This is a genomic window from Accumulibacter sp. (genome assembly GCF_016789985.1).
Classification (GTDB): domain Bacteria; phylum Pseudomonadota; class Gammaproteobacteria; order Burkholderiales; family Rhodocyclaceae; genus Accumulibacter.
Genome location: NZ_JAEUOL010000101.1, coordinates 1 through 14662, shown reverse-complemented (window position 1 = coordinate 14662; position 14662 = coordinate 1). Strand labels below are relative to the sequence as shown.

Below are 14662 nucleotides of genomic sequence, written 5' to 3'. Positions count from 1 at the left end.
ATCAAGGCGTTCGGCGGGGTCCTGCGACGGCAGGACGGGCGGCTTCTCGCGGTTGTTCGACGGCAGAAAACTGATGAAGCGACGAATCATCATCAGGGCTTCGACGTCGTTTTCGAAAGCGAGGTCGGCGACTCCGGACTTGGTGGTATGGGTGATCGCGCCGCCCAGCTCTTCCGAGGTGACATCCTCGTGCGTCACGGTCTTGACCACTTCCGGGCCGGTGACGAACATGTACGAGGAATCCTTGACCATGAAGATGAAGTCGGTCATCGATGGGCTATACACCGCACCACCGGCGCACGGGCCCATGATCAGCGAGATCTGCGGTACGACCCCCGAGGCCAGCACGTTGCGCTGGAAAACGTCGGCGTAACCGGCCAGCGAAGCAACGCCTTCCTGAATACGGGCGCCACCCGAGTCGTTGAGACCGATCACCGGCGCACCAACCTTGATGGCATGATCCATCACCTTGCAGATCTTCTCGGCGTGCGCTTCGGACAGCGAGCCTCCGAAAACCGTGAAGTCCTGCGAGAAGACGAACATCAGCCGACCGTTGATCGTTCCGCAGCCGATCACCACGCCGTCTCCGGGTACCGACTGATCGGCCATGCCGAAGTCGTTGCACCGGTGCTCCTTGAACATGTCCCACTCTTCGAAAGAGCCGCTGTCGAGCAAGAGCTCGATACGCTCGCGGGCAGCCAGTTTGCCCTTGCTGTGTTGGCTGTCGATACGTTTCTGGCCACCACCCAGACAAGCCGCCGCGCGCTTTTCTGCAAGCTGGCGAATGATGTCGTGCATAAGTTCTACTCCCCTAACGGTCGCGTCAATCAGAACTACTCAAACAAGTCGGAGTCTTTGCTGCAATATTTGTTGTGGTCAGTGTTTCAGGTAGGCCAGCAGTCGCGAGGCCGCCGACCCGGGGGTCGTGCGTCCTTCGGCGACGTCGCCCGAAAGGGCCGGCAAGGCCGAACGTACCGTCGCGTGTGATCGAAAATACTGGCGCAGGCCGGAATCGATCAGATTCCACATCCAGTCGACCGCCTGGCGCCGTCGTTTTTCGTCGAACTCACCGCTGGCGGTCATGGTGCTGTGATAACGCTCGATCTCTGCCCAGAATTCGGCGATCCCCCGTTTGGCCAGCGCGCTGATGGTCAACACCGGTGGTCGCCAGTTGGGGCTGGTGCTGCGCAACATGGTCAGCGCCGCGCGCATCTGACCACGGGCAAAGGCCGCCGCACGTTCGTCGATATCTGCCTTGTTGAAGACGATCAGGTCGGCAATCTCGACGATTCCCTTCTTGATTGCCTGCAGGTCGTCGCCGGCATTGGGCAGTTGCAGCAGAACGAAAACGTCGACCATGCCGGCGACCGTGGTTTCGGACTGTCCGACGCCGACCGTCTCGACGATGATGACGTCGAAACCGGCGGCTTCGCAGACCAGCATCGCCTCTCTCGTCTTGTCGGCCACCCCGCCCAGTGAACCGGCGGATGGGCTGGGACGGATGAAGGCTTCGTCGCGTTGGCAGAGCAGTTCCATCCGCGTCTTGTCGCCGAGGATGGATCCCCCGGAGACCGACGACGAGGGGTCGACGGCGAGCACCGCCAGGCGCTTGCCGGCTTCGATGAGATAGAGGCCGAGCGATTCGATGAAAGTCGACTTGCCGGCCCCCGGTGCGCCCGAGATGCCGATCCGGATGGTTCGCCCGGTGTGCGGCAGCAGGGCGGTCAGCACCTGTCGGGCGCGCCGTTGATGGTCGTGGTGGGTCGACTCGACGAGGGTAATGGTTTTGGCCAGTGCCCGTCGGCGACCAGCCAGGACACCATCCACCAGATGCTGGTCGGCAGCCGTGAGACTGCCGGCAGACGCACTGCTCATGTATCCATTTCCTATGCCGCGTGCCAAGTGGTCAGCTAGTTGCCAGTGTCCGCGCCTTGCGGATTTCCGCCAGCACGGTCATTGCCGAGTCCTCGATACGCGTGCCCGGCCCGAAAATCGCTTTCGCTCCGGCCTGGAACAGGAAGTCGTAGTCCTGGGCCGGGATCACCCCGCCGGCAAAGACGATGATGTCGTCGGCGCCTTGCTCCCTGAGTGCCTTGACGAGTGCCGGCAGGAGCGTCTTGTGTCCGGCGGCGAGCGAGGAAACGCCGACTGCGTGCACGTCGTTCTCGATCGCCAGGCGAGCGGCTTCTTCCGGCGTCTGGAAGAGCGGGCCGACGTCGATGTCGAAGCCGAGGTCGGCAAAGGCGGTCGCCACCACCTTGGCGCCCCGGTCATGACCGTCCTGACCGAGTTTGGCGATCATGATGCGCGGCCGGCGGCCTTCTTCTTCGTTGAATCTGGCGATTTCGGCCTTCAGCGTTTCCCAACTGGCCATGCCATCGACGACCGCGCCATAGACCCCGGAAACGGTCTGCTGGGTGGCACGGAAGCGGCCGAAGACCTTTTCCATGGCGTCGGAAACCTCGCCGACCGTGGCGCGCAGGCGCATCGCCCTGACCGTGAAGTCGAGCAGGTTGCCTTCGCCGGTTTCGGCGCAGCGCGTCAGATCGGCCAGCGCGGCATTGACCTGGTCGCCATCGCGGCCGGCGCGAACCGTTTGCAGGCGGGCAACCTGCGACTCGCGGACGGCGTTGTTGTCGATGTCGAGGATGTCGATCGAGTCTTCCTTGGCCAGCTTGTACTTGTTCACCCCGACGATCACATCCTTGCCGGAGTCGATCCGCGCCTGCTTGTCGGCTGCGCAGCCTTCGATCTTCATCTTGGCCCAGCCCGACTCGACGGCGTGTGTCATGCCACCCATCGACTCCACCTCTTCGATGATCTTCCAGGCTTCATCGACCAGGTCCTGCGTCAGCTTCTCCATCATGTACGAGCCGGCCCACGGGTCAATGACATTGGTGATGTGCGTCTCTTCCTGGATGACGAGCTGGGTGTTGCGGGCAATCCGCGACGAGAACTCGGTGGGCAGGGCGATTGCCTCGTCCAGGGCGTTGGTGTGCAGTGACTGGGTGCCGCCGAAGACCGCCGCCATCGCTTCGATGGTGGTACGCACGACGTTGTTGTAGGGGTCCTGTTCGGTCAGCGACCAGCCCGAGGTCTGGCAGTGCGTGCGCAGCATCATCGACTTCGGACTCTTCGGCGAGAATTCCTGCATGATCTTCCACCAGAGCAGACGGGCAGCGCGCAACTTGGCGACTTCGAGGTAGAAGTTCATCCCGATGGCGAAAAAGAAGGACAGGCGGCCGGCAAACTCGTCTACGTCGAGGCCGGAAGCAATCGCTGTTTTCACATATTCGCGTCCGTCGGCCAACGTGAAGGCCAGCTCGAGGGCCTGTGTGGCGCCGGCTTCCTGCATGTGGTAACCGGAGATCGAGATCGAGTTGAACCTCGGCATGTGGTGCGCGGTGTAGCCGATGATGTCGGAGATGATCTTCATCGACGGCTGTGGCGGATAGATGTAGGTATTGCGGACCATGAACTCCTTGAGGATGTCGTTCTGGATCGTCCCCGAGAGCTTCTCCTGTGGTACGCCCTGTTCTTCGGCAGCCACGATGTAACCGGCGAGGATCGGCAGGACGGCGCCATTCATCGTCATCGACACCGAGATCTTCTCGAGTGGGATGCCGTCGAACAGAATCTTCATATCCTCGACCGAATCGATCGCCACGCCGGCCTTGCCGACATCACCGGTGACGCGCGGGTGGTCGGAATCGTAGCCGCGGTGGGTTGCCAGGTCGAAAGCGACCGAGACGCCCTGACCGCCGGCGGCCAGTGCCTTGCGGTAAAAGGCGTTCGATGCTTCGGCGGTAGAGAAGCCGGCGTACTGGCGAATGGTCCATGGACGCACCGCGTACATCGTCGCTTGCGGACCGCGGACGAAGGGCGCGAGGCCCGGCAGCGTGTCGGTGTACCGCAGACCTTCCAGATCCTTCCTGGTGTACAGTGGTTTGACGATGATGCCCTCGGGGGTTACCCAGTTGAGTGCGTCAACGTTGCCGCCGGGCGCAGACTTGGCGGCGGCCTTCTTCCAGGCATCGAGACTCGCAGAATCGGGTAGTACAGGGTCGTTCGCGTTGGACATGACGGAACCTTTCAAGAAATCTGTGGGTTGAGGCGGGTGGCCCGCCTGGCGACGCAGAAGCCGTAGTGTTCAGAGGGGGCGTGCTGCCTTGCGCGGACCATTTTAACTCTTGACACCCCGCCCGGCGAATAATACTGTATCCATAATTATGAAAGCAAGGTCCCTTGACGGTCAGGAACGGCTCACCGAAGACGAGCGATGGCCCCGAGTCGTATAGCCCAGACGGCCCTTTACCAGGAAGTCGCCGAGAGACTGCGGCAGCGCATTTTTGCCCACGAGTTGCCGCCGGGGACACGCATCGACGAGCAGTTGCTGACACTCGAGTACGGCATCAGCCGCACTCCCTTGCGGGAAGCGCTGAAGGTCCTTGCCGCCGAGGGTCTGGTGACTCTGCGGCCGCGTCGCGGCTGTTTCGTGACCGAGATTTCCGAACAGGATCTGGACGAGATCTTCCCGTTGATGGCGATGCTCGAAGCGCGCTGCGCACTGGAAGCGACGAAGAAGGCGCGCCCGGAGCAGATCGCCCGGCTCGAGATGATCCATCGACAGTTGCAGCGCTTTGCCGGCAGCAACCAGATCGAGCGTTTCTTCGAAGCGAATCAGGAGTTCCATTTCCGCATTCAGGAAATGTCCGAAAATCGCTGGTTGCGCCAGGTGATCCAGGATCTGCGCAAGGTGCTCAAGCTGACGCGCCTTTTTTCCTTGAGCATCGATGGTCGCCTGCAGCAGTCTCTGGCCGAGCATGCGGCCATTCTCGAAGCAATCAAGGCTGGTGACGCGGTGCGTGCGCAGGCGATGATGCACGACCACATCCTTTCCGGACGGCAGGCACTGGCCCGGACCCAGAGGCTCGAGGAGGAGTTGGTGTCGTGACCGGCGCCGTGCTCTGTGTTCGCGAGGCAGCGGTGGCGACGGTGATCCTGTCGAATCCGGGAAAACTCAACGCCATCGATTTTGCCATGTGGCAGGAGTTAACGGCTGTAGTGAACGATCTTGCGGCCGACCGCCAGGTGCGTTGTGTCGTCCTGCGCGGTGAGGGTGAGCAGGCCTTCGCGGCCGGTGGCGACATCGAGGAGTTCCGGGTCCGGCGCGACACCCTCGACCATGCGCTGGCCTATCATGCGCAGGTTGGAGCGGCTCTGCAGGCGGTGTCCGCTTGCCCCCAGCCGACGCTGGCGTTGGTGCACGGCGCCTGCATCGGCGGCGGACTGGAACTCGCCGCCCAGTGCGACCTGCGCATCTGTGGCAAGTCGTCGCGTTTCGGCGCACCGATCAACCAGCTCGGTTTCTCGATGTATCCCGTTGAAATGGAAGGCCTGCTGCGTTTGGCCGGGACGGCGACGCTGCTCGAAATCCTGCTCGAAGGCCGCATTCTGGATGCTGCCGAGGCCTTGGCCAAAGGGCTCGTCACGCGCGTTGTCGCCGATGCCGCTGTGGTGGGCGAAGCCTATGCCAGCGCCCGGCGCATCTGCGAGGGCGCGCCGCTGGTGGCGCGCGCGCACAAGCAGTGGGTGCGTCGCCTGCAGAGCGACGTTCCGCTCAGCGGGGAGGAGTTGCGGGCCTCGTTCGCCTTTCTTGAAAGCGAAGACTATCGTGAGGGTCTGGCCGCTTTTCTCGAAAAGCGCAAGCCGAACTTTCGCGGTTGCTGATCGCCGGCCTCAGGCGAAGAGCCCCCACAGCATCTTGGCCGCAAGCACGACCAGGAGGGCCGAGAAGAGCCGTTTCAGGGTGGCGACCGGCAGGCTGTGCGCCAGCCTGGCGCCGAGCGGCGCCATCAGCATGCTGGTTGGCACCAGCCAGACGCAGGCCGGCAGGTAAATGTAGCCGAGACTCCACGGCGGCAGTCCGGGGTGTGCCCAGCCATTGAAAAGGTAGCCGAGCGAGCCTCCTAGAGCAATCGGAAAACCAATCGCCGCCGAGGTGCCGATGGCGTTCTGCACGCGCACATTGCACCAGGTCAGGAAAGGCACGGTCAGCGAGCCGCCACCGATCGAGACGAGCGCCGAAATGGCGCCGATGCCGGCCCCGACCGCGAAAACCCCCGCGCTGCCCGGCAACTCGCGTGCCGCTTTGGGTTTCAGATCAAGGACCATCTGCAAAGCCACCAGGCAGACAAAACCGGTGAAGAAGATGGCCAGCGGTTTGGCTGGCACGCTGGCCGCGAACAGGGTACCGAGCAGCGTGCCGAGGAGAATCCCTGGCGTGATCTGGCCGACCACTTTCCACAGCACTGCACCGTGGCGGTGGTGCGCCAGCAGGCTGGCAAGCGAAGTGAACAGGATCGCCGTCATCGATGTGCCGAGCGCGAGATGCAGCGCTTCGGCGGCGGGAAAGCCGGCTTGTGCTGCGAACATCATGGTCAGCGTCGGCACCATCACCAGTCCGCCGCCTATGCCCAGCGTGCCGGCCGAGAGGCCGGTGAACAGGCCGAGTGCCACATACCCCAACCACCAGCCCAAGGCGGACTCCTGTCAAGAAGCTTGCGAGAAGCTGGCTATGATCTCACCTTTTGGCGCTCGCCATAGTTCTTCTCGACCCATTCGCGGTAGGCGCCGGACTGCACGTCGCGCACCCACTCCTGATTATCGAGATACCACTGAACGGTCTTGCGAATCCCGGTGGCGAAGGTCTCGGCCGGTTTCCAGCCCAGCTCACTTTCGATCTTGCGCGCGTCGATCGCGTAGCGTCGGTCGTGGCCCGGTCGATCGGCGACGTAGGCGACCTGTTCGTGATACGCCTTGCCGTCGGTCCGCGGCCGCAGTTCGTCAAGCAACGTGCAGACGGTATGCACGATTTCCAGATTGGGTTTTTCGTTCCACCCCCCGACGTTATAGGTCTCTCCGGGGTGGCCGGCGGCGAGGACTCGCCGGATTGCCGCACAGTGGTCCTTGACGTACAGCCAGTCGCGAATCTGCTGGCCGTCGCCATAGACTGGCAAAGGTTTGCCGGCGAGCGCATTGACGATCATCAGCGGGATCAGCTTCTCCGGGAAGTGGTAGGGTCCGTAGTTGTTCGAGCAGTTGGTGGTCAGCAGGGGCAGGCCGTAGGTGTGGTGGTAGGCGCGTACCAGATGATCGCTGGCCGCCTTGCTTGCCGAGTAGGGGCTGTTCGGTTCGTAGCGGTGCGCCTCGCTGAAAGCGGGTTCGTCCCGGGCGAGCGAGCCATACACTTCGTCGGTTGACACGTGCACAAAGCGGAAGCTCTTGCGGGTTTCGCCGGGCAGATGACTCCAGTAGTCGCGTACGCTTTCGAGAAGGTGGAAGGTGCCGACGATGTTGGTCTGGATGAAGTCTTTCGGCCCGTGGATCGATCGATCGACGTGTGATTCCGCGGCAAAGTTGATCAACGCACGCGGCTGGTACTGCAACAGGAGGCTGTCGGTCAGTTCGCGGTCGCCGATGTCCCCCTGCACGAAAAGGTGCCGACGGTCGCCAGCGAGCGAGGCGAGGTTTTGCAGGTTGCCGGCGTAGGTGAGCTTGTCGAGGTTTACGATGGGCTCATCGCTCTGCGCGAGCCAGTCAAGCACGAAGTTTGCCCCGATGAAGCCGGCGCCGCCGGTGACCAGAATCATGTCGAGAACCTTTCACTGAGGGTTACGGGTGGAACTGGTGGCCGGCGGCCGGTGTTCGCCCGCCGGCGGTGCCGACGTTCATCTGCCATAGCTGTCTTCGAGGCGAACGATGTCGTCCTCGCCGAGATAGCTGCCGGACTGGACTTCAACCATTTCCAGGTCGATCTTGCCGGGATTCTCCAGGCGATGCACCACGCCGAGCGGGATGTAGGTCGACTGGTTCTCGGAAAGCAGCAGGGACTCGTCGCCGCGCACGACGGCCGCCGTGCCTTTGACCACCACCCAGTGCTCGGCGCGGTGGTGATGCTTCTGCAGACTGAGGCTGGCGCCGGGTTTTACCAGGATGCGTTTGACCTGATAGCGCGGTCCGTGGGCGACACCCTCGTAGCTGCCCCAGGGACGATGGACGATGTGCTTGAACTCGGTCTCGCAGCGTCCGCTGCGTTTCAGTTCGTCGACCAGCGTCTTGACCTCCTGTGCTTTCGACTTGTCGGCGACCAGTACCGCGTCCGGGGTGGCGATGACGACCAGATTGCGAACTCCGACGGTGGTGAGCAGTCTTCCTTCGGAGAAGAGCACGGAATTGCTGGTGTCTACGCTGAGTACGTCACCCCGCCGGGTATTGCCGCGATCGTCAGGTTGTCCGATGGCCGCCAGCGCATCCCAGGCACCGATGTCGTTCCAGCCGGCATCAAGCGGAATCACGACGCCGTGCTCGGTCTTCTCCATAACCGCATAGTCGATCGAGTTTGCCGGGCTGGCTGCAAAAGCTGCTGTTTCGAGACGCAGGAAATCGAGATCGCGCTGCGCACCGGCAAAGGCAGTGGCAATCTGCTGACGCATCTCGGGGGCGAAACGCTCGAGCGCCTCGAGGTAGGTGTCGGCACGGAACAGGAACATGCCGCTGTTCCAGAAGTACTCACCTGAAGCGAGGTAGCACTGCGCGGTTGCCGGATCGGGTTTTTCGACAAAGCGATCGAGACGGTAGCCGCCAGGCAGAGGATCACCGCGCCGGATGTAGCCATAGCCGGTCTCAGCCCGGTCGGGCTGCACGCCGAAGGTCACCAGAGCCCCTTGCTGGGCGTGCGGAATGGCGGCTCTGACGGCGTCCTGGAAGGCCGTCACCTTGGCGATGACGTGGTCCGACGGGAGCACCAGGAGCAGCGGTGGTGCTTCGCCAGTTGCCTGGCCGAGGGCCTGCAGCGCTGCCGCGGCAACCGCCGGCGCGGTGTTGCGGGCCGCCGGTTCGAGCAGAATGTCTGCCTGCAGGCCGATTTCGAGCAGCTGCTCGGCGACCAGAAAACGATGGTGCTCGTTGGCCACGGCAATTGTCCTGCCCAGTCCGGGTAGCCCGTCGAGTCGTCGCTGGGTGTTCTGCAGGAGCGAGAGATCGTCCACCAGACAGAGAAACTGCTTCGGGTAATGGGTGCGCGAAAGCGGCCACAGGCGGGTCCCCGATCCTCCGCAGAGGATGACCGGACGAATCGTGGGGGAGTTCATTTGCAGTGCCTCCAGAGAGGGCCGACTCGTCGCCAACGGGTGCGGGAGGCGGCATTATAGCGTTTCGATGGGTGTGCCGGCCTTGACCGGGCAGGGCCTATAATGCGCACTTTGCGGCTCAGACCCACTTTCCCGCCCCGGCCCAGCGATGCGCATCCTACTGGTAAAGACCTCATCGCTCGGTGACGTAATTCACAACCTGCCGGTGGTCAGCGACGTGCGCCAGAGTTTTCCCGAAGCGAGGATCGACTGGTGTGTCGAGGAGGGTTTTGCCGACATTCCACGTCTGCATCCGGGCGTTGAGGCAGTCATTCCGGTGGCCATCCGGCGCTGGCGGAGAAGCCTCGGCCGGCGCGACACTTGGCGTGAACTGTGCGAATTCCGTCGGCAACTGGCTGCCCGGAGCTATGATTTCGTGCTTGACAGCCAGGGTTTGCTGAAGAGTGCCCTGATCGCCCGCATGGCGCGCGGCAGGCATTGCGGCTACGCGGCTGAAGCTGCACGCGAATCAATCGCTGCCCGCTTCTACGATGCCACCTTCGTCAGTCCGCGCAACGTGCATGCGGTGCAGCGCAACCGCTGGCTGGCCGCGGCGGCATTCGACTACCCGGTCGACCTGCCGCTCGACTACGGTATCGATGCGCCGGTGATCGATACCGCCTGGCTGCGCGGCGGGTACCCGGCTGTTCTGCTGACGGCAACCAGCCGGGACGACAAATTGTGGGACGAAAACCATTGGTGCGCGCTGGGTCGGGCGCTATGGCAGCAGGGGCTGACGCCGGTACTCCCGGCGGGCAATGCGCGCGAGCGTCAGCGCGCCGAGCGTATCGCCGGTGCGGTGGCGGGAGCGGTGGTCGCCCCGCCGTTGAGTTTGCCGCAGGTCGCCGCGCTGCTCGCCCGCGCCCGTCTGGCGGTCGGCGTCGACACGGGGCTGGCGCACCTGGCCGCAGCCTTGCGCGTACCGGTGATCGCCTTGTACATTGCCACGGATCCGGCGCTGACCGGGGTTCATGGTACTGGTTTCGTGCGCAATCTCGGCGGCGCGGGCACTCCGCCGCTGGTCGCGGAGGTGCTTGCGGTAGCCGAGCAGGCATTGCGTTGATGGCTCGTCTGATCTATTCGCTGTGCTTCTATCTGGCCATGCCCCTGGTCTGGCTGCGGCTGCTCTGGCGTGCGCGCCGGCAGCCGGAGTATCTGCAGCAGCTCGGCGAACGCCATGGCTTCTACAGTGTCGCCCCGGTCAGGCCGCTGATCTGGCTGCACGCGGTGTCGGTCGGTGAAACACGTGCCGCCGAACCCCTGATCGACGCGCTGCTGCGCGAACACCCCGGGCATGGCCTGCTATTGACGCACATGACGCCAACCGGTCGGGCGACCGGTCGCGAGTTGCTGGGCCGCCATTCCGGCCGACTGACCCAGGTTTACCTGCCCTACGATCTGCCGGATGCCGGCGCGCGTTTTCTCGATCACTTCCAACCACAGGTCGGGCTGCTGATGGAAACCGAACTGTGGCCGAATCTGATCGACGCGGCGCGGCGGCGGCGGTTGCCCCTGGCGCTGATCAACGCCCGTCTGTCGGAGCGGTCGCTGCGCGGTTATGCCCGGCTGCGCAGTCTGATCACACCGGCGCTGGCCTCCCTCGGTGCGGTTGCCGCACAGACGGCGGCCGATGCCGAGCGCTTGCGGCAGATCGGGGCATGCCAGGTCAGTGTCTGCGGCAATCTGAAGTTCGACGTCACACCACCCGCCGAAAAACTCCAGCAAGGGGCGCTGTGGCGGCAGGTGCTCGGCAGGCGACCGGTGTGGCTGGCGGCCAGCACCCGTGACGGAGAAGAGGTGCTGATTCTTGACGCTTTTGCCAGCATGGCGGTTCCCGAACTGCTGCTGCTTCTGGTGCCGCGCCACCCGCAGCGCTTCGCCGAGGTCGCCGAACTGCTTGCCGCTCGGCGGCTGCCCTTCTGCCGAAGAAGCACAGGGATCTTGCCGGGTGCCGAAGTGTGCGTCTGGCTGGGCGACAGCATGGGCGAGATGCCCGCCTATTATGCGCTGGCCGATCTGGCTTTGATGGGCGGCACGCTGTTGCCGTTCGGTGGGCAGAATCTGATCGAGGCGGCCGCCTGCGGTTGCCCCGTTCTGCTCGGCCCGCACAGTTTCAACTTTGCCCAGGCCAGCAACGACGCGGTCGCCTGTGGTGCTGCTCGTCAGGTTGCCGACGCGCGCGCGGCAGCGGTGCTCGCGGCGGGGTTGCTGAGCACGCCGCAACAGCTATCGGTGATGCGCGCTGCCGCGCGCAGCTTCGGCCTGGCGCATCGAGGTGCGACGGCGCGCACGCTGGCCTTGGTCGAACAGCTTATGGCGCCTCGAGCAGAGCGTTGATGCGCTCGAGGTCGGTTTCGCTGAGCGAGCCGACCGCTGCTTTCAGTTTGAGCTGGTTCTGCAGAGTGTTGTAACGGGCTCTGGCCAGATCCCGACGGGTGACGTACACTTGATTCTCGGCGTTGAGCACGTCGATATTGATTCGTACACCGACCTCGTAACCTAGCCGGTTCGATTCAAGCGAGCTGAGGCTCGACACCAGAGCCGCTTCCAGCGCCTTGACCTCAGCCAGACCATTCACCACGCCAAGGTAAGCCTGGCGGGCATTGAGCGCCGAGTTGCGTTTGACGTTGTCGAGGGATGCGCGTTCGGCATCGCGCTTGGCGAGTGCTTCGCGAGTCCGAGAGTTGACCGCGCCGCCCTGAAAGATCGGGATATTGACCTGCAGCCCAACCTGGCGAGTCGTTGTGTCGATAGCGCCCAGGCCGAACTGTCCAGGGCCGTTGTTGGCGCCGTAGTTGGCGACCACATCGACCGTCGGATAGTGACCAGCACGGTTGATGTCGACGGCCTTGCTGGCTGCCTCGAGTGCCGCTTCCTGAGCCTGAACGACCAAGCTGTCCCGTTCGGCCGCCTCCACCCACGGTTCCATGCTCGCCGGTTGCGGAGCCTCGATGGCCGCTTTCGGTCTCAGCCGATTGAGTTCGCCGGGATCCCTGCCGACCAGCACGCGCAAGGCGTAGCGTTTGACGTCGAGTTCACTCTGCGCCGCGATCTCCTGCGCCGTCGCCAGGTCGAAGCGGGACTGCGACTCGTAGGTATCGGTAATGGTTGCCGTTCCGACTTCGAAGTTCTTTTGGGCCTGTGCCAGTTGCTGAGCGATCGCCGCCTTGTTGGCTTGCACGGCGCGCAGGTTTTCGATCGCCACGAGCACGTCGACATACGCCTGGGCAACACGCAGGATCAGGTCTTGTCCTGCCTGGGCGAAGCTGGCCTCGGTCTGCATCACCAAGAGCTTCGATTGATCATACTGGACCAGATTCTGCCAGCGGAACAGCGGCTGCGTCAGATTGACGTTGTAGGCATTGCTGTTGTACTGGTTTCTGTAGTGCGCGGAGAGCGAGCCAGTCCGGACGTCGAAACTGGTGTCGTTTCCGAAGGTGTTCCCGGTTGCGCCGATCGTCGGCAGCAGCCCGGCGAGGGCTTGCGGTTGCTTCTCGCGGCCGGCTTCGGCGTTGGCGCGTGCGGTGGCGTATTGTGCGTCATAGGCCAGTGCATCACGATAGATCTGTACCAGGTCGACGGCAAAGGCCGGAAGTGCAGCAGGGAGAATAACGGTCAGCAGGACGCAGGACTTCAAGGTTCTACGGTTCAGGGGCATGCAGCGGGCTCACTTTCAGTACTTGTGCATGGCCGGATCAACCTCCCGCGCCCAGGCATCGACTCCACCGGTGAGGTTATGGAGCGAGCCGAAGCCCTGCCGTTCGAGGAAAGTGGCGACTTGTCTGCTGCGTACGCCATGGTGGCAGATCAGGACGATCTCGGCCTGGGCATCGAGTTCGGCCAGTCGGCTCGGGATGAATGGCATGGGAACCGAGAGGGAGCCAGGCAGGTGGCAGAGCTCGTACTCCCAAGGTTCGCGCACGTCAAGCAAGAGTGGCCGAAGACGCGGCTCGCCGGCAACAGGAGTGGTCGCCAGCCACTCTGCCAGCTCTGTTGCCGAGAGGTGCCGCATGTTCGGGTGTCAGAAGACGAAGCCGGGACGCTTGCTGGTGGTCAGCGGTGCGACCACGGTTTCAAATACATCGATCGTATTGAAAGCCTGATCATCGGTGCGGACGATCAACCTTGCCTTCATCACTGGTGGTTCGCCGATGAAGGCCATTAGTCGGCCACCGATCTTCAGTTGTTGCAGAAAGGCTGCGGGCAGCTCGGGCAGTGATCCCGAGATGACAATGACGTCGTATGGGGCGGCGCCGGACCAGCCCTGCGAGGCGTTGCCCGTTTCCACGCCGACATTGGCGACACCGGTTGCCGCCAATCGCTGGCGGGCGTTCTCGGCCAGTACTGGGTCGATTTCGACGCTATGTACATATTCGGCTTGCGAAGCGAGGAGCGCTGCCATATATCCGCTGCCGGTGCCCACTTCGAGCACGATGTCGGTGTTCTTGATGGCCACTTCCTGCAGGATGCGCGCTTCGATCTTCGGTTGCAGCATTCGCTGCCCATTGCCGATCGGCAATTCAAGATCGGCAAAGGCCAGGGCCTCGAGTCCTTCCGGAACGAAGTCCTCACGCCGCACCGCTGCGAGCATTGCCAGCACCGCGGGATCCAGGACCTCCCAAGTGCGAATCTGTTGCTCTATCATGTTGAAACGAGCCCGTTCCATATCCATCTTTACTGCAGTCATGGCATTCCCCGTCGCAAGCGTATCGTCAGCACCATCAATTCTTCCGTTTCGGGCAAGATTATACCTCGTATCACTCGGCTCTCGCCGCGATCTGGTTCACTCGGGCACGCCATTGCCGACTACGCAGGCTGACTGTTGGCCGCGCGGCACATTCGCCGCGCGCCGGCCGAGAAGCTTTCTTCGAGTCGGAGCTTGGCACGGTGAACGCAAAAGCGGCGCCGGAGGCGCCGCTTTTGCACATGTTTCCCGAGCTTGTCTGGTCTTAGGCGGGAAGACCTTTGATCTGGGCGGCCAAACGGCTCTTGTGGCGCGCAGCCTTGTTCTTGTGAATGATCTTCTTGTCGGCGATGCGGTCGATCACCGACACCGATTCCTGGTAAATACTCTGGGCGGCAGTCTTGTCGCCGGCAACGATCGCCTTTTGCACACGCTTGACCGCCGTGCGCAGGCTGGAGCGGAGGCTGGCATTGTGGGCGCGCTGTTTGACGGCTTGGCGGGCACGCTTTCGCGCTTGTGCGCTATTGGCCATGGATGATATCCCTATGAAAAGCTGATGAGCAGGTCGAAAGGCGCGCAGTCTACAGAATACCGTCGCGGGACGCAAGCAGCAGATTGATCAATTGTCAAGCAGAGGCATCGGTCGGGCTTACCACCCATCACTTTTAATGTAATCTCTGATTATTACGAGGCAACACATTGAGAGACGATGGGAAAGACAGATAAGTTAGCGGACGAGGTACGGTTTGGTCTGGAAGAGGCCCTCCCTGGGATGCGCAAGACGATC

General features: G+C 63.0%; 14 protein-coding genes. 4 read left to right on the top strand and 10 right to left on the bottom strand.

Annotated features, from left to right (window positions below):
• The 3 genes from JNK99_RS06030 to scpA form a co-directional block, all read right to left on the bottom strand.
• On the bottom strand, positions 1-798 hold a 798-nt coding region (locus JNK99_RS06030; RefSeq protein ID WP_291850097.1), incomplete at its 3' end, for a carboxyl transferase domain-containing protein.
• Between the two features lie 78 nt (positions 799-876).
• On the bottom strand, positions 877-1875 hold the full coding sequence (meaB, locus tag JNK99_RS06025) for a methylmalonyl Co-A mutase-associated GTPase MeaB (RefSeq protein ID WP_291850094.1): 999 nt from the start codon (positions 1873-1875) through the stop codon (positions 877-879).
• Between the two features lie 31 nt (positions 1876-1906).
• Positions 1907-4081: a methylmalonyl-CoA mutase gene (gene scpA, locus JNK99_RS06020; protein ID WP_291850091.1), complete on the bottom strand. Its 2175-nt coding sequence runs from the start codon at positions 4079-4081 to the stop codon at positions 1907-1909.
• Positions 4082-4279: 198 nt separating this feature from the next.
• On the opposite strand from scpA, the gene JNK99_RS06015 reads away from it, so the two are divergent.
• Together JNK99_RS06015 and JNK99_RS06010 are read left to right on the top strand one after the other, a co-directional pair.
• Complete coding sequence (locus JNK99_RS06015; protein WP_291850088.1) at positions 4280-4954, top strand: GntR family transcriptional regulator; 675 nt, start codon at positions 4280-4282, stop codon at positions 4952-4954.
• Positions 4951-5730 (top strand): enoyl-CoA hydratase-related protein, encoded by a 780-nt coding sequence (locus tag JNK99_RS06010; RefSeq protein ID WP_291850085.1) that lies wholly within the window; start codon positions 4951-4953, stop codon positions 5728-5730. The genes JNK99_RS06015 and JNK99_RS06010 overlap by 4 nt, the downstream gene beginning before the upstream one ends.
• A gap of 9 nt (positions 5731-5739) precedes the next feature.
• On the opposite strand, the gene JNK99_RS06005 is transcribed toward JNK99_RS06010, so the two are convergent.
• The 3 genes from JNK99_RS06005 to JNK99_RS05995 all read right to left on the bottom strand — a co-directional run bounded on the left by JNK99_RS06005 (position 5740) and on the right by JNK99_RS05995 (position 9152).
• Entirely contained in the window at positions 5740-6540 is an 801-nt protein-coding gene (locus JNK99_RS06005; protein ID WP_291850082.1) for a sulfite exporter TauE/SafE family protein, read from the bottom strand.
• A gap of 35 nt (positions 6541-6575) precedes the next feature.
• A complete protein-coding gene (rfbB, locus tag JNK99_RS06000; protein WP_291850079.1) occupies positions 6576-7652 on the bottom strand; it encodes a dTDP-glucose 4,6-dehydratase in 1077 nt (358 codons plus the stop codon).
• A 78-nt stretch (positions 7653-7730) separates the two neighbouring features.
• The gene (locus tag JNK99_RS05995) at positions 7731-9152 is read right to left on the bottom strand and encodes a mannose-1-phosphate guanylyltransferase/mannose-6-phosphate isomerase (protein ID WP_291850076.1); all 1422 of its coding nucleotides are present in this window, start codon (positions 9150-9152) and stop codon (positions 7731-7733) included.
• Positions 9153-9300: 148 nt separating this feature from the next.
• On the opposite strand from JNK99_RS05995, the gene waaC reads away from it, so the two are divergent.
• Together waaC and waaA are read left to right on the top strand one after the other, a co-directional pair.
• Positions 9301-10254: a lipopolysaccharide heptosyltransferase I gene (gene waaC, locus JNK99_RS05990; protein ID WP_291850073.1), complete on the top strand. Its 954-nt coding sequence runs from the start codon at positions 9301-9303 to the stop codon at positions 10252-10254.
• Positions 10254-11528 carry a lipid IV(A) 3-deoxy-D-manno-octulosonic acid transferase gene (gene waaA, locus JNK99_RS05985; RefSeq protein WP_291850070.1) on the top strand — a complete coding sequence of 425 codons (1275 nt, stop codon included), beginning with the start codon at positions 10254-10256 and terminating at the stop codon, positions 11526-11528. Before waaC ends, waaA begins: the two co-directional genes overlap by 1 nt.
• On the opposite strand, the gene JNK99_RS05980 is transcribed toward waaA, so the two are convergent.
• The 4 genes from JNK99_RS05980 to rpsT all read right to left on the bottom strand — a co-directional run bounded on the left by JNK99_RS05980 (position 11503) and on the right by rpsT (position 14407).
• Positions 11503-12849 (bottom strand): TolC family outer membrane protein, encoded by a 1347-nt coding sequence (locus JNK99_RS05980; RefSeq protein WP_291850067.1) that lies wholly within the window; start codon positions 12847-12849, stop codon positions 11503-11505. The genes waaA and JNK99_RS05980 overlap by 26 nt on opposite strands.
• A 15-nt stretch (positions 12850-12864) precedes the next feature.
• Entirely contained in the window at positions 12865-13203 is a 339-nt protein-coding gene (locus JNK99_RS05975) for a rhodanese-like domain-containing protein (protein WP_291850065.1), read from the bottom strand.
• A 9-nt stretch (positions 13204-13212) separates the two neighbouring features.
• Positions 13213-13863, bottom strand: coding sequence for a protein-L-isoaspartate O-methyltransferase (locus tag JNK99_RS05970; RefSeq protein WP_291850100.1), 651 nt, complete (start codon positions 13861-13863; stop codon positions 13213-13215).
• 277 nt (positions 13864-14140) lie between these two features.
• Positions 14141-14407 (bottom strand): 30S ribosomal protein S20, encoded by a 267-nt coding sequence (gene rpsT / locus JNK99_RS05965; protein ID WP_291850062.1) that lies wholly within the window; start codon positions 14405-14407, stop codon positions 14141-14143.
• Positions 14408-14662: the final 255 nt, after the last annotated feature.

Excerpts from the sequence above, each read along its gene's own strand:
- rpsT (WP_291850062.1), bottom strand. The coding sequence starts at position 14,407 with ATGGCCAATAGCGCACAAGCGCGAAAGCGTGCCCGCCAAGCCGTCAAA.
- JNK99_RS05995 (WP_291850076.1), bottom strand. The coding sequence starts at position 9,152 with ATGAACTCCCCCACGATTCGTCCGGTCATCCTCTGCGGAGGATCGGGG.
- waaC (WP_291850073.1), top strand. The coding sequence starts at position 9,301 with ATGCGCATCCTACTGGTAAAGACCTCATCGCTCGGTGACGTAATTCAC.
- waaA (WP_291850070.1), top strand. The coding sequence starts at position 10,254 with ATGGCTCGTCTGATCTATTCGCTGTGCTTCTATCTGGCCATGCCCCTG.
- meaB (WP_291850094.1), bottom strand. The coding sequence starts at position 1,875 with ATGAGCAGTGCGTCTGCCGGCAGTCTCACGGCTGCCGACCAGCATCTG.
- scpA (WP_291850091.1), bottom strand. The coding sequence starts at position 4,081 with ATGTCCAACGCGAACGACCCTGTACTACCCGATTCTGCGAGTCTCGAT.
- JNK99_RS06015 (WP_291850088.1), top strand. The coding sequence starts at position 4,280 with ATGGCCCCGAGTCGTATAGCCCAGACGGCCCTTTACCAGGAAGTCGCC.
- JNK99_RS05970 (WP_291850100.1), bottom strand. The coding sequence starts at position 13,863 with ATGGATATGGAACGGGCTCGTTTCAACATGATAGAGCAACAGATTCGC.
- JNK99_RS05975 (WP_291850065.1), bottom strand. The coding sequence starts at position 13,203 with ATGCGGCACCTCTCGGCAACAGAGCTGGCAGAGTGGCTGGCGACCACT.
- JNK99_RS05980 (WP_291850067.1), bottom strand. The coding sequence starts at position 12,849 with ATGCCCCTGAACCGTAGAACCTTGAAGTCCTGCGTCCTGCTGACCGTT.
- rfbB (WP_291850079.1), bottom strand. The coding sequence starts at position 7,652 with ATGATTCTGGTCACCGGCGGCGCCGGCTTCATCGGGGCAAACTTCGTG.